At 62.1% G+C, this 22,172-nt stretch carries 18 protein-coding genes; 4 read left to right on the plus strand and 14 right to left on the minus strand.

Annotated features, from left to right (window positions below; genetic code table 11):
* Window positions 1-19: 19 nt before the first annotated feature.
* From V5279_RS32015 to V5279_RS32055, 9 genes are all read right to left on the minus strand, one after another.
* Entirely contained in the window at window positions 20-1,972 is a 1,953-nt protein-coding gene (locus V5279_RS32015) for an acyl CoA:acetate/3-ketoacid CoA transferase (RefSeq protein ID WP_338691127.1), read from the minus strand.
* A 9-nt stretch (window positions 1,973-1,981) separates the two neighbouring features.
* Complete coding sequence (phaC, locus tag V5279_RS32020; RefSeq protein WP_414645856.1) at window positions 1,982-3,079, minus strand: class III poly(R)-hydroxyalkanoic acid synthase subunit PhaC; 1,098 nt, start codon at window positions 3,077-3,079, stop codon at window positions 1,982-1,984.
* Window positions 3,076-3,675 carry a poly(R)-hydroxyalkanoic acid synthase subunit PhaE gene (locus V5279_RS32025; RefSeq protein WP_338691129.1) on the minus strand — a complete coding sequence of 200 codons (600 nt, stop codon included), beginning with the start codon at window positions 3,673-3,675 and terminating at the stop codon, window positions 3,076-3,078. The genes phaC and V5279_RS32025 overlap by 4 nt, the downstream gene beginning before the upstream one ends.
* A 61-nt stretch (window positions 3,676-3,736) precedes the next feature.
* The gene (locus tag V5279_RS32030; RefSeq protein WP_338701484.1) at window positions 3,737-4,930 is read right to left on the minus strand and encodes an iron-containing alcohol dehydrogenase; all 1,194 of its coding nucleotides are present in this window, start codon (window positions 4,928-4,930) and stop codon (window positions 3,737-3,739) included.
* 118 nt (window positions 4,931-5,048) lie between these two features.
* The gene (locus V5279_RS32035; protein ID WP_338691130.1) at window positions 5,049-6,701 is read right to left on the minus strand and encodes an acetolactate synthase large subunit; all 1,653 of its coding nucleotides are present in this window, start codon (window positions 6,699-6,701) and stop codon (window positions 5,049-5,051) included.
* A 145-nt stretch (window positions 6,702-6,846) separates the two neighbouring features.
* Window positions 6,847-7,872 carry an isocitrate/isopropylmalate dehydrogenase family protein gene (locus V5279_RS32040; protein WP_338691131.1) on the minus strand — a complete coding sequence of 342 codons (1,026 nt, stop codon included), beginning with the start codon at window positions 7,870-7,872 and terminating at the stop codon, window positions 6,847-6,849.
* Between the two features lie 50 nt (window positions 7,873-7,922).
* Window positions 7,923-10,619 (minus strand): aconitate hydratase AcnA, encoded by a 2,697-nt coding sequence (gene acnA, locus V5279_RS32045; RefSeq protein WP_338691132.1) that lies wholly within the window; start codon window positions 10,617-10,619, stop codon window positions 7,923-7,925.
* A 61-nt stretch (window positions 10,620-10,680) separates the two neighbouring features.
* Window positions 10,681-12,084, minus strand: a complete 1,404-nt coding sequence (locus V5279_RS32050) for a 2-hydroxycarboxylate transporter family protein (protein WP_166305276.1) — start codon at window positions 12,082-12,084, stop codon at window positions 10,681-10,683.
* Window positions 12,085-12,308: 224 nt separating this feature from the next.
* Window positions 12,309-13,340, minus strand: a complete 1,032-nt coding sequence (locus tag V5279_RS32055) for an ABC transporter substrate-binding protein (RefSeq protein WP_338691134.1) — start codon at window positions 13,338-13,340, stop codon at window positions 12,309-12,311.
* Window positions 13,341-13,494: 154 nt separating this feature from the next.
* On the opposite strand from V5279_RS32055, the gene V5279_RS32060 reads away from it, so the two are divergent.
* Genes V5279_RS32060 through V5279_RS32070 form a run of 3 tightly spaced genes read left to right on the plus strand, consistent with a single transcriptional unit; the run spans window position 13,495 to window position 15,573 of the window.
* Window positions 13,495-14,160: a response regulator gene (locus V5279_RS32060; protein ID WP_166305270.1), complete on the plus strand. Its 666-nt coding sequence runs from the start codon at window positions 13,495-13,497 to the stop codon at window positions 14,158-14,160.
* Window positions 14,157-14,975: a sensor histidine kinase N-terminal domain-containing protein gene (locus tag V5279_RS32065; RefSeq protein ID WP_338691136.1), complete on the plus strand. Its 819-nt coding sequence runs from the start codon at window positions 14,157-14,159 to the stop codon at window positions 14,973-14,975. The genes V5279_RS32060 and V5279_RS32065 overlap by 4 nt, the downstream gene beginning before the upstream one ends.
* A complete protein-coding gene (locus tag V5279_RS32070) occupies window positions 14,917-15,573 on the plus strand; it encodes a HAMP domain-containing sensor histidine kinase (protein WP_338691137.1) in 657 nt (218 codons plus the stop codon). The genes V5279_RS32065 and V5279_RS32070 overlap by 59 nt, the downstream gene beginning before the upstream one ends.
* 232 nt (window positions 15,574-15,805) lie before the next feature.
* Here the strand turns inward: V5279_RS32070 and V5279_RS32075 are convergent, their stop codons facing one another.
* Window positions 15,806-16,351 carry a cytochrome c gene (locus tag V5279_RS32075; protein WP_414645857.1) on the minus strand — a complete coding sequence of 182 codons (546 nt, stop codon included), beginning with the start codon at window positions 16,349-16,351 and terminating at the stop codon, window positions 15,806-15,808.
* Window positions 16,352-16,671: 320 nt separating this feature from the next.
* A complete protein-coding gene (locus V5279_RS32080; protein ID WP_338701488.1) occupies window positions 16,672-17,667 on the minus strand; it encodes a hypothetical protein in 996 nt (331 codons plus the stop codon).
* A gap of 309 nt (window positions 17,668-17,976) precedes the next feature.
* On the opposite strand from V5279_RS32080, the gene V5279_RS32085 reads away from it, so the two are divergent.
* Window positions 17,977-18,450: a MarR family winged helix-turn-helix transcriptional regulator gene (locus V5279_RS32085; RefSeq protein ID WP_338691138.1), complete on the plus strand. Its 474-nt coding sequence runs from the start codon at window positions 17,977-17,979 to the stop codon at window positions 18,448-18,450.
* A gap of 84 nt (window positions 18,451-18,534) precedes the next feature.
* On the opposite strand, the gene V5279_RS32090 is transcribed toward V5279_RS32085, so the two are convergent.
* The 3 genes from V5279_RS32090 to V5279_RS32100 form a co-directional block, all read right to left on the minus strand.
* Window positions 18,535-19,614, minus strand: coding sequence for a hypothetical protein (locus V5279_RS32090; protein ID WP_338691139.1), 1,080 nt, complete (start codon window positions 19,612-19,614; stop codon window positions 18,535-18,537).
* Between the two features lie 146 nt (window positions 19,615-19,760).
* A complete protein-coding gene (locus V5279_RS32095) occupies window positions 19,761-20,858 on the minus strand; it encodes an alcohol dehydrogenase catalytic domain-containing protein (RefSeq protein ID WP_338701490.1) in 1,098 nt (365 codons plus the stop codon).
* A 56-nt stretch (window positions 20,859-20,914) separates the two neighbouring features.
* Window positions 20,915-22,069 carry an amino acid ABC transporter substrate-binding protein gene (locus tag V5279_RS32100; RefSeq protein WP_224741775.1) on the minus strand — a complete coding sequence of 385 codons (1,155 nt, stop codon included), beginning with the start codon at window positions 22,067-22,069 and terminating at the stop codon, window positions 20,915-20,917.
* Between the last annotated feature and the right edge of the window lie 103 nt (window positions 22,070-22,172).

Below are 22,172 nucleotides of genomic sequence, written 5' to 3' on the forward strand. Positions count from 1 at the left end.
GACGCCCCATCATCACGATTTATCTGCCCGATGCATCGCCGCCTGCCTGAAAATGCGCGAAGCGCTGGGCTTCCGCCTGCGTCTCGAAAATATGCGGCGCAACATGCCGCTCGGCGAGCCCTTCCCCGAGCTTCATCCGCATGAATGCGCTCGTGGTGTAGCGGGACGCCGAACTGTAGTAGCGCTTCTCGAGATAGGCGATCATCGAGAAATAGGTGTCGCTGACCTGCGGCTCGAGATGGAATCCATCGTAGTTGGCGATCAGCGCAACCGGTTTCCCGACCACCCGGCAGGCGTTCTCGACCTCGCGCCGGACCAGATCGACGTCTTCGACGGTGCGGACCTCAAACCCTTCGAAATTTACGAACAGGGCATTGCGTTCTGCATCGTAGCTGATGCGATCGGCGAGGTTGCGGCCGAGCAGCATATGGTCCAGCCCCATCGGCTGGTTGCGGAAGATCCGCGCGTCCATCGGACGCACGTTGCGGATCAGCGGCTTGAAATCCATCTGGCCGAGGATGTCGCGTTCGATATCGATGCCCGGCGCCACCTCGATCAGTTCGAGCCCTGCAGGCGTCCGCTGCAGAACGCAACGCTCGGTGACGTAAAACACCGACTGGCCGGTTTCAGCCGCGTAGTCGCCACTGAAGGTGATCTGCTCGACCTCGGCAATGAATTTCCGCATCGTGCCTTCGCGCAGGATGTGGAGCGCTTCGTCCTCGACCGCGAGCTTGAGCCCGCCGCTGGTGAAGGTGCCGGCAAAGACGATCTTCTTGGCGCTCTGGGATATGTTGATGAAGCCACCCGCGCCTGCCAGCCGCGACGAGAACCGGCTGACATTGACGTTGCCAGCGCTATCGACCTGCGCCATGCCGAGGCAGGCGAGATCGAGCCCGCCACCGTCATAGAAATCGAACTGCTGGTTCTGGTGGATGACGGCGTCCGGGTTGAGCGCGGTGCCAAAATTGAGGCCGCCCTGCGGCATGCCGCCGATGACGCCGGGCTCCGCCGTCAGCGTCAGGTACTTCAGCACGTGCTCCTCGGTGGCGACCGCCGCAACGCCTTCCGGCATGCCGATGCCGAGATTGACAACGCCGCCCGGCGGCAGCTCGAACGCACAGCGGCGCGCGATGATCTTGCGCTCGTCGAGCTCGAGCGGCCGGACGCGATCCATCGGCACCCGCTGGCGGCCGGAGAAGGCGTGGCTGTAGGTGGTGCCGTAGGTCTGCGGATGGTTCTCGGGATCGGCGACCACGACGCAGTCGACCAGAATCCCTGGAATCTGGACCTCGCGCGGATTGAGTGAATTGCCGGCGGCGATGCGTTCGACCTGCACGATGACAAACCCACGCGAATTCTTGGCCGCCATCGCCATTGCGAGATTGTCGAGCGTCAGCGCTTCGCGCTCCATCGTGATGTTGCCGGCGGGATCGGCGGTGGTCCCCCGCAGGATTGCGACGTTGATCGGGAACGCCTTGTAGCGCAGCCATTCCTCGCCATCGATGGTCATCAGCTCGACCAGGTCCTCGGTGGTCTTTTCGTTGAGCTTGCCGCCTTCGAGCCGCGGATCGACAAAGGTGCGTAGCCCGACCTTCGAGATCGTGCCGGGACCACGCGCAGCAATGCTGCGGTAGAGGTGCGAGATGCAGCCGAGCGGCAGATTGTAGGCTTCGATACGGTTGGCGAGCGCCAGTTCGCCGAGCTTCGGCACCAGCGCCCAATGCCCGCCGACAACCCGCTTGACCAGACCGTCATGTGCGAGCCGGTTCAAGCCACGCTCCCGGGAATCGCCCGGGGCCGCAGCAAACAGCAGCGTCAAGTCGGCGGGATGACGCGTCTCCCGATACCGCTTCTCCAATGCAATCAAGAGCTCGTCGGGCGTGCCGACGCCGACGAAACCGGACGTGCAGACCGTGTCGCGATCCCGGATGATCGCGACGGCTTCGTCTGCGGATACGATCTTGTCCTTCATGGATGCGCCTCAATCCCTGGCCGCCAGCCATTCCGCGATGCCCTTGCTCAGCCGTCCCTGCGACTTGCTCGATACGAACAGCCCGACGTGGCCGCCCGGCAGGGGGATTTCCGTGTAGTCCTTGGTACCGATCAACGGACCGAGTGCCTTCGAACAGGTCGGCGGAATGATGTGGTCGTCGAGCGCGAAGACGTTCAGCGTCGGCGCCGAGATCACGCGAAGATCGACTTTGCGGCCGGACAGCGTGAAGGTTCCGTTCACGAGCCGATTCTCCTGATAGAGATCCTCCAGCCACTGCTTGGCCGCTTCGCCGGGATGGGCCGGTCGGTCGGCGAGCCACTTCTCCATCCGAAGGAAATTCATCAACTTGGCTTTGTCGTCGATGACCTCGATCAGGTCGATATTGTACTTGGTCAGCGAGCGCATCGGCGTCATCAGCGAGAAGACCGAGCTCATGAATTCGCCGGGGAGTCCGCCGTAGGTATCCACCAGCCGATCGATATCGGCGCTGTCGAGGCTTCGGGTCCAGAGATTGAGGAAGCCGTGATGGGTGTCGGGATCGTCACGATCGGCGTGAAAGTCGATCGGCGTGATGGTCAGGACCAGACCCTTGACCTTGTCCGGGTGAAGCGCCGCATAGCAGGTCGTGAACACGCCGCCTTCGCAGATGCCGAGCAGCGTGATCCGGTCATGCCCGGTCTCGCGACAGACACGCTCCACCGCGGCGTGGATATAGTCGTCGACGTAATCGTCGATCGTCAGCCAGCGTTCGGTGCGGTTGGGCTGCCCCCAATCCACCAGCCAGAGATCCAGTCCCTGCGACAGCAGGCTGCGGACCAGCGAGCGGTCCTCCTGCAGGTCGGCCATGGTGTAGCGGCCGATCAGGCCGTAAGCCAGCAGCACCGGCGTCTTGACCCGCTGCTCGGCCAGCGGCTCATAGCGAAACAGCTCGACTTTGTCGCGACGCATCACCAGCTTCTTCGGGGTCGCTCCGACATCGACGTCCTGATCCCTGATGTTCGACAGCAGCTTGCCGGCCTTGAGCAGCTTGTCCGTCATCTCGGCGAACCCGCCGGCCGCACCCTTGTCTGGCGTCTGGCTGCTCATGCTTCACCTCGTGCTGCGCCGAATGCGCCGATCCGGCGTTCCAAGGCGCGCATTTCGCGCCTGAGCTCGGTGAGCTGGCGGGTGACGTCGTCGAAATCGCGCTGGGTCGGAAGCCCCAGCACGGATGCGATGGTGTCAGCGATATCAGATTGCCGGGCACGAAATTCGGTCGCCGCCTGCAACAGCTGTTTTTGCGCGACCAGGAAGTCCTCGGTGCGCTGGTTGGCGATCAGTTCTTCGTTGGCAAGCTTGTTCCAGGCGCCCAATTGCTCACGCCAGCCCGCAGTCGCATCGGCGCCGCCCTCTTGCCATCCGCGCGCATTGTACTGTTCAGCCGCGCGCACCCAGGGCCGCGAGGCGACAACATGATATGCCGCAAGCTTGCTCTGCAGCTCACCCCAGGCGGTCGCAACGCCAGCCAACTTACGGTCGAAATCCAGAACGTCGGCGAGCCGCGGCCCCTTGGCCATCCGCTCGATGGCCTCGGCCAGATCGTTGCCTGCCCCGAAGCCAAACCCGCTCTCGGCGGCACGCTTCATGATGAAGGGCAGCATCGAATTCGACCAGCTTTCGCTGATCCCGCCGGTGCCGGCCATCGCACGCCAGGATTCCATCCACTGCGCGGCGATCGGCCCGAACGGGTTGACGTCGCCCTTGTCAGCCATGGGGGGCCTGCACGGAGCGATTGCTACCGTCATCGAAAGCGGCGCTGTAGATCGCATAGGCGTCGTCCAAGGTCAGCTCGCGGGGATTGTTGACCAGGAGACGCGTCTGCTTCATCGCATCCTCGGCGAGCTTCTTCAGATCATCGCGGCCAATACCGACCGCCGACAACGACGCCGGAACCTGACAATCACGGCCGATCGACGCCATCTCGTCGATGAAGGCCCGCGCCCGTTCCGCCTGGCTGGTCGCGTGCAGGCCAGGCCTGACGAGCTCGGCGAGCTCCGCATAGAGCGCCTCCGCCGCCGGCAGATTGAACTCGAGCACGTGGCGCAGGACGAGCGCGTTCGACAGCCCGTGCGGAACATGGAAGATTGCGCCGATCGGATAGGCCAGCGCGTGGACGGCCGCGACTGGCGCGTTGGCGAAGGCCATGCCGGCGAGCATCGATCCCAGCAGCATCTGCGAGCGCGCCGCCAGGTCGGCGCCGTTCTGGCAAGCGCGGCGTATGTTGGCCGACAGCAGCCCGAGCGCCTGCCGCGCAAGCTGATCGGACATCGGGTTCTTCCTGACCTTGCTGGTATAGGCTTCGATCGCATGCACCATGGCGTCGATGCCGGTTGCAGCCGTGACCGGCGCCGGGAGGCCCAGCGTCAGTTCAGGATCGAGGATCGCCCAATCCGGGATCAGCACGGGTGAGACCACGCCCTTCTTCTCGGTGGTCGGGGTGGTGACGATCGCGATCGGCGTCACTTCCGATCCGGTACCGGCCGTGGTCGGCGCCAGCAGAAGCGGCAGGCGCTTTCCTTTGGCGAGCCCAACGCCATAGATGTCATCGAGGCGATCCTGCGTTTTCGCGAGATAAGCGACGAGCTTGGCGGTATCCAGCGCGCTGCCACCGCCGATCGACAGCACAAGCTCGATGTCGTTGGCCTGAGAGGCCGCAACCGCGGCTTCCACAACATGGGACGGAGGATCAGCGACAACATCATCGAAAACGCTGACCTCGATGCCGGCTACCGCAAGCGAGGCCTCGGCACCCCCGGTCAACCCTGCCCCGCGCACGCCCTTGTCGGTCACCAGCATCACGCGCCGCGCGCCGTAGCCAGCAACCAGCTCGTCGATCTTCCGCGAGGCGCCTGGCTCAAACAGGATGTTCGACGGTGCCTGGAAAGTGAATCTTCCGATCATGTTCCCGATCCTTGTGTCTCGCCGCGCGGCTTACGCTCTCGGCCCACGGATGAATCGCCGGCACGCGCGGCGCCGGCCAGCCATTGCCGGCACGACCTGCAATATCGCTCTCTCGTCAGGACGGCCTGACATCGAGCTTGCGGCCATTGAGCTCATCGACCAGCACGCGGGTGTTTTCTGAGTAATCGATCGCCACATCGACGAGGTGGACGCCGCCGCCCTTGAAGGCGGCCTCCAGTGTCGGCACCAACCCGTCGACCGAGGTGACGCGGGAACCCTTGGCACCGTAGGACTCGGCATAGCGGACGAAGTCGGGATTGCCGAACGTGAGGCCGAAATCCGGGAATGCGTCGACCGCCTGCTTCCAGCGGATCATGCCGTAGGCGCCGTCGTTGAGGATCAGCACCACCAAATTGAGCTTGAGGCGGACCGCGGTCTCCAGCTCCTGGCTGTTCATCATAAAACCGCCGTCACCGCAGATCGCCATCACCCGACGATCTGGATACAGCTTCGCCGCCATCATGGCCGACGGCAGGCCAGCCCCCATGGTGGCAAGCGCGTTGTCGAGCAGCAGCGTATTGGCCACATAGGTCCGGTAGTTGCGCGCGAACCAGATCTTGTACATGCCGTTGTCGAGCGCGACGATGCCGTTCTCGGGGATCACCTGCCGGATGTCGTGGACCAGCCGCTGCGGCGTCACCGGCCAGCGGCTTTCGGTGGCGCGATCCGCGATGCGGCCAAGGATGCTCTCGCGCAGCGGCAGCAAGGCCTTGGCATTCGGCAGCCTGCCCTCCACCCGGTCAGCGAGCAGCTCAAGGCTCGGTCCGACGTCGCCGACCACCTCGGCGTCCGGGAAATAGACCTGCTCCACCGTGGCCGGCGTATAGCTGACATGGATCACCTGGGGTCCGTGCGGTCCCATGATGAAGGGCGGCTTCTCTACGGTGTCGTGACCGATGGCGATGATCAGGTCGGCCTGGTCGATCGCATCATGCACATAGTCACGCTCGGACAACGCGGTTGTTCCCATGTACTGGCTGGTGCCGCCGGGCACCGTCCCCTTGCCCATCTGCGTCGTGAAGAACGGGATGCCGGTGCGCCGCACGAAACCAGCGATACCGAATGTCGATCGCGGTCGGCTTGCCGCCGCACCCAGCATGATCAACGGCCGCTTTGCGGCCAGAATGATCTCAGCCGCGCGATCGAGCGCAGCGCGGTGCGCGACCGGAATATCGATCGGGTGGATCGGCACCATCGGGACCGGTTGGACCTCGTCTCCGGCAATGTCTTCAGGGAGCTCGAGAAGCACCGGTCCTGGCCGCTCCTCCATCGCAACACGGAATGCATCGCGGACCAGCGTCGGAATGCTCGCAGCGCTGACAATCTGCCGTGACATCTTGGTGAGCGGCTTCATCGACGCGATCACGTCTACAATCTGGAAGCGCGCCTGGCGGCTGCTCATGATCGCTTTTTGCCCTGTCAGCATCAGCATCGGCATGGCGCCGAGATGCGCATAGACCGCCCCAGTCGAGAAATTGAGCGCGCCGGGGCCGAGCGTCGCGATGCACACGCCCGGACGGCCGGTGAGCCGGCCATGAGTCGCCGCCATGAACGCCGCAGCCTGCTCGTGCCGGGTAAGCACCAGCTCGATCTTCGAGTTCCTCAGCGACTCCACAACATCGAGATTTTCCTCGCCCGGCACCCCGAAGATGCAGTCGACGCCTTCATGCTCCAATGCAGCGACCAACAGGTCAGAGCCTTTTGTCATTCATCCACTCCCTGCTGTCGATCGATCCGCCACGGCGAGATGCCAGCGCTCGAGCGACGGTTTCGTCCATTGCAAAAGGCGGCCCTGCGTCGTGCAGGTGCCGCGAACAGCCGCACGGGCCACGCGTTCGCACAGCCCAGGTGGTTCATGCCGCGAGGCGCTTGATAACAGCATTGGCAAAATCGGCGGTCGACACCTTGCCACCAAGGTCAGCCGTCCGCACGTTGTCGATCTGCAAGGTCTGCTCGATGGCGGTTCGCAACCTGGTTGCCTGATCGTCCCTGTTGACATGTTTGAGCATCAAGCCCGCAGCCAACAGCAGCGCCAGCGGATTGGCGATACCCTTGCCCGCAATGTCCGGAGCCGAGCCGTGCACTGCTTCGAAGATCGCGGCCTTTTCACCGATATTGGCGCCAGGTGCCATACCGAGTCCGCCGACGAGGCCAGACATCTGGTCGGACAGGATGTCGCCGAACAGATTGGTGGTGACGATGACGTCGAACTGCCAGGGATTCATCACGAGCTGCATGGCGCAGGCGTCGACGATGCGGTCGTCCATCGCGACGCGCCCCTCGTACTCCTTGGCGATCTCGCGGCCGGCCTGCAGGAACAGCCCGGTCAGCGCCTTCAGCACGTTCGCCTTGTGCACCACGGTGACCTTCTTGCGCCCGTGAGCCAGCGCATATTCGAATGCAAAGCGGACGATCCGTCGCGCTTCCGCGTGCGTGTTGACGCCGGAAGAGATCGCAACCGCATGTGGGTCATCGCCAACGGCGATGAAATGCTCGAACGCTACATAGAGACCTTCGATGTTCTCGCGGACCAGAACGAGGTCGATATCCTCGTAGCGACCGCCTGGCACCATGGTCTTCACCGGCCGCAGATTGGCGTAGAGCTCGAACTCTTCGCGTAATCGAACGTTTACCGAGCGAAAGCCGCCACCAACGGGCGTCGTCAGTGGTCCCTTCAACGCGAGCTTGGTGCGGCGGATGCTGTCGATCAATGCCCCCGGAAGGGGATCGCCGGCGCTCTGGATACCAGCCATGCCGCCCTGCTGCACGTCCCATTCGAACGGCGAGCCCATTGCATCGAGAATGCGCGTCACCGCTTCCGTGATCTCTGGACCAATCCCGTCACCGGGTATCAACGTCGCTGGAATTTTGCCTGACATCTTTGTTTCCTCAGAGTTATCGAGGTGCGTTCGATAGGATCAGCGGCTTATCACGCCGCAAGCTGACGCAGCACGTAAGGCAGGATGCCGCCGTGCTTGTAGTAGTTGAGCTCGTCCAGCGTATCGATGCGGCAGGTGACCGGCACCCGCATCACTGAGCCGTCGCCCGTCGTGACGTCGACCGTCATGCGCTGGCCGGGCGCGATGTCGGAGAGCCCTGTGATCGAGACCTGTTCGCTGCCGGTCAGGCCGAGGCTCTTCCAGGAGGCACCCTCGTCCAGCACGAACGGCAGGATGCCCATCCCCACCAGGTTGGAGCGATGGATGCGTTCAAAGCTCTGCGCAATCACGGCGCGGACACCGAGCAGCTTGGTGCCCTTCGCGGCCCAGTCACGCGACGAGCCATTGCCGTATTCGACGCCAGCGAACACGACGAGCGGAACGTTCTCGCGCTGGTAGCGCATCGCAGCATCGAAGATCGACATCCGCTCGCCGGACGGCTGATGCACGGCCCAGCCGCCCTCGGGCGTGTTGCCGCCCTCGTCCTTGACGGAGAAATTCCTGATGCGGATATTGGCAAAGGTGCCGCGCACCATCACTTCGTGATTGCCGCGCCGCGTCCCGTACTGATTAAAATCCTCCTGCCGCACCTGGCGGCCGCGCAGGAATTCGCCAGCCGGCGATGACGCCTTGATCGAGCCGGCCGGAGAGATATGGTCGGTCGTGATCTTGTCACCGAACAGGCCAAGGATCCGCGCGCCGACGATGTCACCGGTCGGCACCGGGGTCATCGTAATGCTCTCGAAATAGGGTGGGTTCTGCACATAAGTCGACGACATGTTCCAGCGGTAGGTCATGCCGGTGGCGACCTTGACGGCCTTCCAGTTGGCATCCCCCTCGAAGACGTCTGCATATTTGCTCACGAACATCTCGCGGGTGACATTCTCGCGAATGAACTGCTCGATCTCGGCATTTGAGGGCCAAATGTCCTTCAGATAAACCAGCGTACCGTCCGATCCCGTCCCTAGGGGCTCGGTCGCGAGATCGATCTGCATTGAGCCTGCCAGCGCATAGGCGACCACGAGCGGCGGCGATGCCAAATAGTTCGCCTGCACGTCAGGCGAGACGCGCCCTTCGAAATTGCGGTTGCCGGACAGCACCGCGGCGCCGATCACGCCGTTGTCGTTGATCGACTTCGATATCTCGCGCGGCAGCGGGCCGGAATTACCGATGCAGGTGGTACAGCCGAAGCCGACAAGATAGAAGCCGAGGGCGTCGAGATCCTTTTGCAGCCCGGACTTTTCGAGATACTCGGCCACGACCTGCGAACCCGGCGCGAGCGAGGTCTTGACCCAGGGTTTTGCGGTGAGACCCCTCTGCGCCGCGCTTCGTGCCAGGAGACCGGCACCGATCAGGACCGACGGATTTGACGTATTGGTGCAGGATGTGATCGCCGCGATGACGACGTGACCGTGGCCAAGCTTGAAATCCTTGTCTTCGACGCCAAATTGCTTCGCCGCCTGCCCCTGCTTGCCATACTCGCTCTCGAGCGCCGCAAGGAAATTGGCCTTGGCGACGCTGAGGCCGACCCGACCCTCTGGACGCTTCGGACCGGCGAGGGACGGCACGACATCGTCGAGATTCAATTCAAGCGTATCGGTGAAGACGGGATCCGGCATGCCCGGCGTCCGGAACAGGCCCTGCGCCTTGGCATAGGCCTCGACCAGCGCGATGCGGTCGCTGGAGCGGCCTGAGAGCTCGAGATAGTTCAGCGTCTCCCGGTCGACCGGGAAAAAGCCGCAAGTCGCGCCATATTCCGGCGCCATGTTGCTGATGGTGGCACGGTCGGCGAGCGTCATATGGTCGAGGCCTGGCCCGAAGAACTCGACGAACTTTCCAACCACCCCCTTCTTGCGCAGCATCTGGGTCACGGTGAGGACGAGATCGGTTGCGACCACGCCCTCGCGGAGCTTGCCCGACAGCTTGAAGCCGATCACCTGCGGCACCAGCATCGACAGCGGCTGGCCAAGCATCGCCGCCTCGGCCTCGATGCCGCCGACCCCCCAGCCAAGCACAGCGAGGCCATTGGCCATGGTGGTGTGGCTGTCGGTGCCAACCAGCGTATCAGGATAGGCGATGGTCTCGCCGCCCCGTTCCATGGTCCAGACCGTCTGCGCCAGATATTCGAGGTTGACTTGATGACAGATGCCGGTGCCGGGCGGCACCACGCGGAAATTGGCGAAGGCGCCTTGTCCCCATTTTAGGAAATTGTAGCGTTCGCCGTTCTGCTCATATTCCCGGGTGACGTTGTCCTGCAACGCATGCGCATTGCCAAAGTGATCGACCACGACTGAATGATCGATCACGAGATCAACCGGCACCAGCGGATTGATCCGTGACGGATCGCCGCCGAGCCTCTCCATGCCGTCGCGCATCGCGGCAAGATCGACGACGGCGGGCACGCCGGTGAAATCCTGCATCAAGACCCGTGCGGGGCGAAAGCCGATCTCGGCGCCGGCCGATCCACGATCCTCGGTCCATCGCACCAGCGCCTCGATGTTGGCGCGCGTGACCGAGCCGCCGTCCTCGAACCGCAGCAGGTTCTCGAGCAGCACCTTCAGCGAGAACGGCAAGCGCGACATGCTCGCGAGGCCGTTCTTTTCGGCGTCAGGCAAGGAAAAATAGGTGTAGGTCTGGCCGCCGACGGTCAACGTCTTCCGGCATTTGAAGCTGTCAAGACTGTTCATGGGTCAACCAACCTTTCACGCAGACGAACTTCGACGAGAGCCGCTTGATGCGGCGCACGAGTTATTTCAGGTAGCCCATGATAAGCAGGACCACCGTGACGGTAACCGCGCCGCCGATCCGGGTGGCGATCTGGGCAAACGGCATCAGCTGCATGCGGTTGGCTGCGGTCAGAATGGCGACGTCGCCGGTGCCGCCCTGCCCGCTGTGACAAGCATTCACGATCGCCGTTTCGATCGGATACAAGTTCATGAACTTGCCGACCGCAAATCCGGTCGCCATGATCGTAACCACGGTCGACACGATCGTGACGATATTGGCGAAATGAAACGCCGCGACCAACTTGTCCCATGGCGTCAACGCGACACCGATCGCAAACAGCAGCGGATAGGTCATGTTGGTCCGTACGAACTCGTAGACCACCAGTCCGCCGCGCTGCAGCTCCGGCGACACCGCACGGGTCAGCTTGGCCAGCACCGCCAGGAACAGCATCGCGACCGGCGCCGGCAGGCCGAACAGATGATGGCAGAGCACGCCGAGCAGATAGAGCATGATCGCGGTCAGGCCCGCCGCAGCAATCGTGCTCACGCCGACATGGCCGACACCCTGCTCGGTGCCGCCCTCCTCGTGCACCGCCTGCACATCGATGTCATCGTCGTGATGCGGCTGGAGGCGGCCCTCACCGGTGAGACTCGGGTATTTCTTGCCGACGAAATTGAGCGTGCCGGCGAGCAGGATGGCCGTCAGGCTCCCCAGCATGACCGGCGGAAGGACCTGCGCAAAGACCTCGCCCTGCGGTATGCCCGTCAACGCCGCATATCCGATCGACAGCGGAATTGCGCCCTCGCCAACCCCGCCTGCCATGATGGGCACGACCACGTAGAAGAATGTGTGCGAGGCGCCAAGTCCGAGTGCCGTCCCAACTGCGGTCCCGACAGCTGCGGCTGCGACGGAGCCGACCGCGAGCGGCACGAAGATCTTCAGAAAGCCACGGATCAAGACCTCACGGTCCATCGCAAAGATGCTGCCGACGATGATCGACGCGATGAATAGGTAAAGGAAGTTGGTCGACTTGGTGAAGTCGATGATGGATTTTTCGACCTGCGCCGGGATCAGGTGATAGAAGGCCAGCGCCGACGGGATGAAGGTGGCGAAGATCGCACCAGCGCCGATGCTACGCAGCACCGGGATCCGCTTGCCGATCTCGGCGCAGGTGAAGCCGCCGAGCACCAGCACCACGATCATCGTCGGCCCGTCCGGCTTGATCTCACCGGTGTAGACCAATGCGGCAACGAGAACGATGAGCAAGGCATAGATCGGAACCGGCACTATTCCGATCCGGATATCGGTCAGGCGCCACCATCCCTCAGGCCAGAAACGGTGCACAGGGTCCGCCGAACTCTCGGCGACCGACCGCACTGTGCTCTCATGGTGCGAAGCAATTCCGCCTGCGTCCTGCGAGGCCATGTCCGCTCTCCTCCCGGTATTTTTGCCAGATATCGACGGACCCCCGCCACGCAGGGGATGAATGTCGTTCCGGTCGTGTTATCGGGCGGCAGCATAAGTCGGCCAACCTGTCAGCAAGCTGTCACGTTGCGTCATCCGCGATGGATCTGTCGTGGCATACGGAAAACCACGATCAATGCACTGCGCTCGCTGCTGGTGATCCCGACGGCGCTTACCGGCTCTGCTCAGCGCCCGTGAAGTGACTCTTTCCAGTCCTTCAGGAAGCGATGACGCTTGGCCTGATCGAGATAGGTCATGAGATCGATGCTCAGCGCGATCGGCCGCAACGCTTGGGCCCCATCGGCATAGCCGGGAATGGCGCCCTTCATGTCGCTGCGAACGGACCCCAGCGAATGCCCGGCCAACAGGGTCTGGCCACTGCGTGACAGCAAGAAATCGACGAAGCGGCGAGCCAGCTCCGGCTGCGGCGCCGATTGCGGGATCAGCGCGATCCGTGACAGCAACAGCATGTAGTCGGAGGGAAGGACGACGCCAAGATCGGGATCGCGCTTGGCACGTTCGAGCGCGTAGGAGCCTAGCACGTTGTAGGCCAGCAGCAGCTGGCCGCTGCTGACACGGTTGATCATCGGGTCAGACGATGCATAGAGCTCGACTCCAGCCTGTCCCATCGCTGTCACCAGCTTCCAGGTCTGGGTCGTGACACGCACGTCCTGGGTAATGAACAGCAGGCCGGTGCCGCTCAACTCGGGATCATAGGTCGCGATCTTGCCGCGGAACACCGCTGGATGATCGGTCAGCAGGCGCAACAGGTCGGCATGGTCTTTCGGCACCAGACCGTCCTGCAGCAGACGCTTGTTGTAAACCATCACTACCGGCTCGGCCGTGACGCCGTACGCACGATCCTTCCAACGCGCCCAGTCGAAAATCCCGTCGGCTTCAGGCGAGCGGTACTCGGCCGCATATCCATCATTGGCTAGCTTGATCTGGAGGTCCATCGCCGAACTCCAGGTCACATCGGCCGTACCTCGTGCCCCCGAATGCCTGACGACATCATCGAACAGTTCCGTCGACGACACCTTTGAATACTGAACCAGAACGTCAGGGTTCCGCTTCATGAATTCAGTCAGGAGATCGGCGACTTCGGACCTGTCGGTCGTACCTTGCACCGCAAGACGAAGCTGCGCGCGGCCGGCATTGTCGGTCGCCTTGGCACCGGTCTCGGCGCGGAGCGCGGCGGTGCCAAAAAGGAGAGACACGGCAAGCCCGCACAGGCTGGCGATTAGACGATACGCCGGCAAGCGTGGTGACAAATTCACTCGGATGATGCGCAATCTTTTGACCTCGTGACGCATCTGAACTTACATTGCCGCGTTTGGCAACGCCCGCCGCTCCGGCTCGAGGTTCATCGTCGTGCGTATTCTAATCGTTGAGGATGACACGTCGTTGGTCGAAGGCCTCAAGAAGGCCTTGGCACCTTCGGGCTTTGCCATCGATCACGAATCGAGTGGATCGGACGCAGTCGAGATCGTACCATCCGAAGCCTACTCGCTGATCGTGCTGGACCTCGGCCTGCCCGACATCCCGGGCCAGGAGGTGCTGCGCAGGCTGCGCGGCAATGGGTGCGAGGTGCCGATCCTGATCCTTACTGCGCTCGGTGAGGTAAAGGACAAAGTCAAATGCCTCAACCTTGGAGCCGATGATTACCTGACCAAGCCATTCGACCTCGATGAATTCGAGGCCCGGGTCAAGGCTTTGGTGCGGCGCGGCAAGGGCCGCCTCGATCCGATCCTGCGATGCGGGTCTTTGATGCTGGACACTTCGTCCGCGACAGCCATGATCGACGACCTGCCATTGCCGCTGCGCCGCCGCGAAGTGACGGTTCTCGAGATCCTGATGTCACACGCTGGCCGGCTCGTGCGCAAGGAACGGCTGATCTCGGAAATCTTCGGCTTTGATGAACCGGTCGCACCAAACGCCATCGAGCTCTATATCGGGCGGCTGCGGCAAAAGCTTGGGCCCAGGGGACCCACAATCAAGACGGTACGCGGCCTCGGCTATTTGATGGAGAACAAGTGATCGCCAAGCGAGCTCCCTCACTACGCCGCGCGCTGCTTCTCAACCTGCTGGTTCCGACCAGCGCGCTTGCCGTCGCATTTGGGCTCGCCGGTTTGCTGTTGATCAACAAGACCATCGAAAGTGCCTATGATCGTGTTCTCGACGGTTCGGCGAAAGCGATCGCGGAAAAGGTCGCCGTCGAAGACGAGGAAATCACCGTCGATCTGCCTCAGGTCGCGCTTGGGATGCTCGAGAGCAGGGCCAATGACAGCGTCTATTATAGCGTATCTCACGGACAGGCTCTCATCACGGGTTATCAAGATCTGCCCCGCGCGGAAGTCGCTGCGATTCCAATCGGGGACGTCAAGCATTTCGATTCCTCCTACCGTGGAATAGCGGTTCGTGTCGCGGCGACGACCCAGGCGGTCTACGGCAAGCCGCTCCCCGTTCTGATCGAAGTCGCGGAGACCATGAACGGGCGAACGGCAGTGCAGCGTCAGCTCCTGCTCGCGCTGGCCGCGCTGGAAGTCGCCATCATCGCCACAGCCGCCATCCTGGTCTGGTTTGCTGTCCGGCGCGGGCTTTCACCGCTGGTCGATCTTGGACGCGAGATCGATACGCGGCAATTCGGAAGGGGAGCAAGCCTGGACCGGCTCGACCTGGAACACATCCCCGATCGAAGCACATCCGCCGGTGCGCGCGATGAACGAGCTGTTCGCTCGTCTCGAAGTCGCGATCCAGGTGATCCGGGACTTCATCGCCGATGCCTCGCACCAGATGAAGACGCCGCTCGCTTCGCTGCGCGTCCATCTGGCGCTGCTGCAACGCGACACTAGCCAACTGCCAACCAATGTCGAGACCATCGCCGAGATCGAGAAATCGACCAAACATCTGGATCGGCTGGTTGCCCAGCTCATCGTAATGGCGCGCGTAGAGCAGGCTGCGGTTGCCGCGCCAACCGAAGATATGCCTTCCACCGATCTCGTCGCCAGCACGGGCGAGGCCATCGCCACAATGGCGCCCTTCGCGGCTGCAAAGAATGTCGAGCTGGCGTTTGACTGCGAGATCGACAATGCACCGCTCTACGCAGATCCAGCGGCGCTGCATGACATTCTTACCAACCTGATCGACAACGCGATCAGGTACAATCGCGAGGGTGGTAGCGTGGTCGTCAGTGTTGTCGCCAGCCTTGGCCGGTATGCAGTGAAGATCGCAGACAATGGCCCGGGCATTGCGCGAGAGTACCGCGAGCGAGTATTCGATCGCTTTTACCGCATACCCGCGGCCACCCGCCCTCCCGGCTCTGGGCTCGGGCTCTCCATCGTCCGCGCCTTGGTGGGGCAAAGTGCCGGTACGATAACGCTAACGGAGGGCATCGGCGGTCGCGGCCTGACTGTCACACTCAATTTTCCTGCGAACACCATGGACGACTGAGCTCACCCGCAATACTGCCCCCCTCAGCGTTACCGGCTCCAGCTGCGCTCGATTGTCTTAAACCGTTCGCCAGCTCGCTACAGACCGACGAGTTCTCTTGCAGCAAATTGCGGATCAGCGCGCGGGCGATCGTCGGCGGAAGTAGCCAGGGAACATTGCAAGAGTCCTTCTTGAGTTCGGTGGGCAGAACTGCCCCGATGCGCTGTAAAGCCACCCAACTTTCATCCACCCGCTAATTCGAGGGCGGAACGATCTTCATCACGAAGGACGTGGGCTTCTCGGTGGGTCCAAAGGGACCGGGCACCGCGTTTTTGATCGGCTTCAGCGTTTTCAGGTATTCAGCGATTGAATTGGCATCCGCCGCCGTCATTGCCGAGAACCCCCGCCATGGCATTGCCGGTGAAAGTTCTCGATTGTCCGGGGTGATGCCCCTTGTGAACGCCGCAACAATCTCAGCAACCGACCAGTTGCCGAGGCCTGTCTCCTTGTCTGGTGTCAGGTTTGAACCATAGAACACACCAAGTTGCGGGACTTCAAAACCAACCTCGGAGCCGCTGAGGGCGCGGCTGAGATCCGGCTTCCCGAAGAAGTGGCCCGGCGTATGGCAATCACCGCAGCCCACAATTCCGACCAGATATTTGCCACGCTGAACTTGACGCTCGTCCGCGTGAACCGGACAGCACGATCCAGCCAAGCCGATCATCGAGAACAGCCAGGCGGCGCCGGCGCGCGTCCAGCTGCTCTGAAGTATCCGCCTCGAAATTTGATGAGCCAGCATGCCAACCTCCCCGATCCGTTACCGGCGTTCGTGGCCGCAGCCCGCACGCCAGATCTGCTGCATATCGTTCACGCGCTTTTCTCGTCTGCCCACCACTTCCCCGCAGGCACCGCAGCTTCAATGTTCGCGTGGCACATGGTTGAGCGAATCGACCACCACCAGCAACAAGTCCATCGACGTCCCGATCCGCCGCACTCACGGGCGAAGCGATTTGACTGATCGAGCGCTGCAGTCGACACTCGGCAAATCGACACCTCCGGCAGGGCATTGCCGGAGGTGTCCTTCGTGCCGCGCGCGATCGGCTGTTGAGGTGCAGGGAGTCAGAACTTCACCGTAACGCCTGAGTACAAGGTAGACTCGACGCAGCTGCCAGCAAATTTACCGATGCACGAGGGCGAGAGGTTGTTATCGAGACCGAACTTGTTCTTCCAGTACCGATAGGCGACCCAGACATCGACAAAGTGCGAGTACTTGTCCCCCCACACCGCCTTGCTGGCATCGAGCGTCAGTCGAATGGGCTCACTGTTGAATTCAGTTTTCCTGTCAAGCGTGCCGGGTACACTGGTGCCGGGCCCCTTCGGTCCGTACCAGGCGGCGCGGCCGCTGATCGACCAGAACTGCATGTTCTGTGGCAGGAAGCCGACATCCATATAGTAGTTGGTCTCGAGCGCCCAGGTGCCGCGGAAATCCAAAGTCCCGTCGGACGGAGCCGGCAAGAAAGCACTGTGGTTTGTCTCCTTGTAGTATAACGGCGAGACGTTGAAGAATCCCTTGTAAGGCAGGTCGAATGCGAACAGCAATCCGACCACGCCGGATCGTTTGGCGGGCGACAAAGGATTGTTTTCAACCCCAGCGTCTGCTCCCACCTCAAACGAGATGTTCCTTAGCGGCCCGACAGTGAAAGCCGTGGTGTCGAATATCTGGTTGAATCCGAAAGTGCTGCGGATGTAACCATAGAAGTCGCTGGCGCCAGCGCACCCAACTCTGCCTCCAGGGGCACAGGGCGCTGCCGGATCGTTGTGATCGGATTTGTAGAGGGCAAGGTTGATCAGGTTGGTGCCGTACTGCCACGCGTCGAAATGGGTGAATGCGTACGCTTGCTTCGCGGTCGATGCCGTTACACCGGGATCAGTGCCGTTGGGCATGTAAGCGTAGGTAAGCCTGTTATCATTGACGAAGAAGAACGGCACCGGCGCCGCAGGCTTGGGAGCAGCCTTGACCGGCTGATCGTCGACGTCAGCAGCATGGCCAGAGGCGACGCCCCCAATCAATGAGAACGCCACAACAAGAGTTCGGATATTTGAACGAAACGGCATTTCAACCCTCCACACGAAGCCGCCAAACCAAAGGACATCGCCAGACTCCTGGTTCTGTCGAAATTGCCCGACGGCAAGCGCAACGCTCACCGTCTGAACCTCTTCGCTGTCCACTTCGAGAATATAATGCATTTCATTCATGAAGTACCTTCATGATTTTAATTTCTTACAATAATTTGTGAAGCCGTTGCTGAATTGTCACGCACAAGATGAGTTTTCGGGCTAGCTTTTTCCGGCTATGAAGCCGTAGCATGGCTTCAATCGAAGAGACCGCCGACGGTCCAGACACCAACACGATCGGAATTCACAATGGTCGGAAAACAACTTGATGCAGCAATGACGGACTTCGTCTGGAATATGCTGGAAATAGGTTCACTGCTCGGCGACATCCGCAAAACCTGGGCTGAGCAACTCGGGGTCAGCGAAGCTCAATGGCTCATCCTCATGGCCATCGATGATCTCGGCAAGGACGGCGGCGTCTCCGGGGTCGACATCGCGACAAAGCTGCGTACCCACGCCACGTTCATCGCGATGCACACGAAGCAATTGGAGAAGGCTGGCCTGCTGTCACGAAAATCATCGCCGATTGACGGCAGGCTGGTTTTGATGTCGCTGACGGCCAAGGCCCGCGCGGAGATCCAGAAATTGTCGGACAAGCGGGAAGCGCTCAACAGCACCATTTTTGCGAACGTCGACGCGCGGACCTTGGCGAATCTGAACTCGACACTTGCGATCATCCGGAAAAATTCGGAGCGCGCGCTGAGGAGTGCGGTCGATGCCTGAGTAACGCGCGATCGGACTTCGAACACCCCGCTACCTTGCAGGAATGACCATTCGCCTCGTGCTGACATGTCATCCCCCTCCGGCCTAGTGCCGTTCAGCCAGCTTCAAGGTGATCCAATCGAAGATGAAGTTTCGATCGGGCTCGATCCAGGTCTGTCGATCGGGAAGCGACCCGCTCAGCAGCGAGGGCTCCAGGTCGGCGCAAATACCCGACGACTTGCAGTAGTCGAACAGCCTCACGGCGGCGTCGGTATCGGGCAGACACTCCCAATTGATCGTGATGAGGAATGGGCACGCGATACTGCGCGCTATCCCATGGTGGCGCCCCCGGTCCGGCAGCCGGCCGTGAGGCCGCCCGGCAAAAGACCCGAGGACAGAATGACCATAGCTGCTGTCGAACAACCCACCGTCGCATACAGCAGCTGCAAACCGCGTATCCAGGCTCGCGGCTCGCGCGGCGTAGGACGCGCCCAATCCATCGCCGTAGATTGCGATCAGCTTTTCGTCGACGTCGCCGCGCGTCACCAGATAGTCAACACACGCGCTGATTCCTGCTTCGATCTCATGTCGATCGGAGCCGACGCCACGCCGCGCATTCGCCGGCTGGCAGGGGAGATCGACCAAAAGAAGAGACAGCCCTCTGCTGACAGCGCGAGCCGCGATCGTGAAGAGGTGTGCGTCCTTCGGCTCTCCCTCTCCATTCACGCAGATCACTGCAGGCCACTTCCGGCCACCAGATGCGCCGGGAATAAAGTAGCCGGCGATCGGTTCGTCCGCATGCGGGATCTCGACGAACTCGGCCGCCGGATCGAGAGCTCGCAGGTATTGCAGCGAGCAATTCTGCATGGCGTCGAGGACGCGCCATCGACGCTCATCGCAATCCGCGAGAAACAGTTCGGCCGATCGGTAGTAGGCTCCCGCTCTCAGAAACATGCCTTGCGCAAGCCGGACATGCCCCTCGCCCAGCATCCGCACGGCTCTTGCTCGATTGTCGTCCGCGAGCCGTTTCCACTCGCGGTACCAGCTCTCGCTGTCGCCCGGCCGGATTTGATCAGCGGCCGAGTAACACTCGCGGACGGTACTGGCCCCGGTTTCAGCGAACTGAAGGATGCGCATGAATTGAAGGCTGTATAATTCGTGTTGGGGCCATCGCATCCAGATCATGGAATTGCACCTCGGTCGCGCCGCTTCAGACCTGACTGAACGTATCCTCATACTTTGCACGGTCCCCTCCCATGCACGGCGCTCCGCGCCGCACCTGCAGGCAGTCACGGGCAAGCCGTGGGCGACGCCGCCCACGGCGTACTGTTTCACGGAATGACCACGTAGTTGCTGAACCCACCGTCCCGGTCCTTCAAGCCGGAGATCGCTTCGTTCACGCGCGCCAGCGGAAAGCGCCGGTGTTCGAGATACGACAGATCGATGGTCCCGGAGCGGACCATCTCCGCCATTTCCTGTCCCTGCGCGGTCGTGAACCAGTTCGATCCGATCAGTTGAACCTGTTCGTCCATCAGCCACTTCACGTCGATCGGCAGATCCTCTGCGACGCCACCGACGTTGACGATCCGGCCACCGCGGCGGACGCCCTTCATCGAATCGAGCATGGTCGCGGCCGGAGCCTTGGCGCCGAGCGCGCTGATGACGAAGTCGACGCCTTCGCCGCCGGTCGATGCCTTCGCCCACTCGCCGGCGGAGCCGCTTCCGAGCGTCATGACGTCGATGCGGCCAGGCGCGATCGCCTTGACGCGGCTGAGAAGCTGTTCATCACGCCCCGTCCCGAGAACTCGCGAGACGCCCATGGCGAGGCCAAGCACGGTGGCCGCCACGCCGAGCGTTCCCGTGATGCCATCGATCAACGCGACCTGGCCTGGACCTGCTCCCGCATTCTTCAGAGCGCCGTATGATGTTCCGAGGTATCCGAACCTGCCGGCCTGCTCAAAGCTGAGATTGTCCGGAATATTGACGATCGCGTACTCGGGCGCCGTCATAAGCTCGCTAAATCCGCCATACGGATACAGGTCGAAGATGCGCTGGCCGTCCCTGCTGGTGCTGAAGTAGCCGTTGAGCGTAAAATACCGGCAATAGCTGCGCTGACCGGCGCGGCAGGCCTTGCACGATCCGCAGGAGCGCAGCGGGCTCACATAGACGCGGTCGCCGGCCTTGACGTTGATGACGGCCTCACCGACTTCCTCGACGACGCCAGCCGGATCAAGCCCGAACACAGCCGGAAATTTCGGCAACGGCTGATGCGGAAACCAGGTCGGCCAGTTGTTGATGACATTCGCCATGTTCGGGACGATGCCGCACGCCTTGACGCGCACCAGCACGTCGGTTGGCCGGGGTTTCGGCACGGGGATCGTGTCAAGCGACATCGGTTGTCCAAGCGCGTGCAGCCTCGCTGCGACCATCGTCCGTTCCATGGGGACCTTCCTTTATTTCGTAGCTGTTGCCGTGATGCTCGCTATCAGGGAGCAATGAAATCGGTACCAGGCGGCCGGAAGCTGGCTGGCCATATCGCCACCCACTTGCCGTCCTGGACTTGCCTGACCTTTGTGTTCGCCGGACCGGTGTTGAACTGCCCGTCGAAGCTGCGGACGCCAAGAACCGTGTTCACGGAATTGGTCTTCAGCCAGGCGGCCATGGCCTTGTCATTGACTTGCCCGACCGCGGTTGCGGCCGCTTCGAGCACCTGCCAGGCGGCGAACTCGGCTGCGGCTTGAGATTCGGCGCGCGGCCACGGCAGGCCTGCCGCCTTCGCGCGCTCCGTGTAGAGCGTAATGAACTCCGCCGCACCGCCGTTTCTGGTGAACGGCTCGTGGTCCTCGAACCAGGTGAGACTGGTGAGCCCGTTCGCGTTCGGGTTGGCAACGGTCGGTCCCGGTGCGGGAAACAAATAGAATTGGCGCCGCGGCTTGTAGTCGATGCGGGCCATTGCATCGAGCAACTGGCTGGCTTCCAGGCCGATCGCGCCTGACCATAGCAGGTCGGGACTGGCATCCTTGATGCGCGCTGCAATCCCCCCGAAATCGCGGGTGCCGAACTCGTATTCGAGGAACAGCAGCACCTTCATGTCGCGCTTGAGCGCGACGTCCTGACCGCCCTTGGCAAGCTCGAGCGCCGAGGGGAATTTGCTGGTCACGAAAGCGATCGTCTTCGGCGGCTCGCGTGTCGCCGCATATGCATCAAGCACAACCTCGGTATCGGCGCGGAAGGGATCGGGTCCCAGCGGAAGCACGGGGAATTGCATGTCGTAGGGCGCGAGCTTCGGATCGCCGAGGCTGCTCTGGATCAGAAGCTTTCCGAAACGCTGTGCGACCCCCATCGCGGCAATGATCGAGCTAGTGCCATATGGCCCCATCAGCAAATCGACCTTGTCGGCGGTGATGAGCCGCTCATACAGCGTGCGCGCGTTCGCCGGTTGCGACTGATCGTCGAGCAGCACGAGTTCCAGCTTGCGGCCAAGCACACCGCCGCGCTTGTTGACCGTCTCGACGAACACTTCGGCGGCCAGCTTGTGGATACCGCCGACCGACGCGAGCGGTCCGGTCAGAGGAAGGGTCTGCCCGACCCTGATCGTTCCGGCGCCCTGTTCGGCAAGCGCCGGCAGGGCGACGGACATCGCAAGTGAGCCCACCCCAGCAAGGAATGTTCTGCGTCGAAATTGCATCTGCGATTGTGTCACTGGGGTCCCCTCCCTGTGGTGGTTATCTGGTCTTCCCGCC

The organism is Bradyrhizobium sp. 26S5 (assembly GCF_036923295.1).
Taxonomy (GTDB): domain Bacteria; phylum Pseudomonadota; class Alphaproteobacteria; order Rhizobiales; family Xanthobacteraceae; genus Bradyrhizobium; species Bradyrhizobium septentrionale.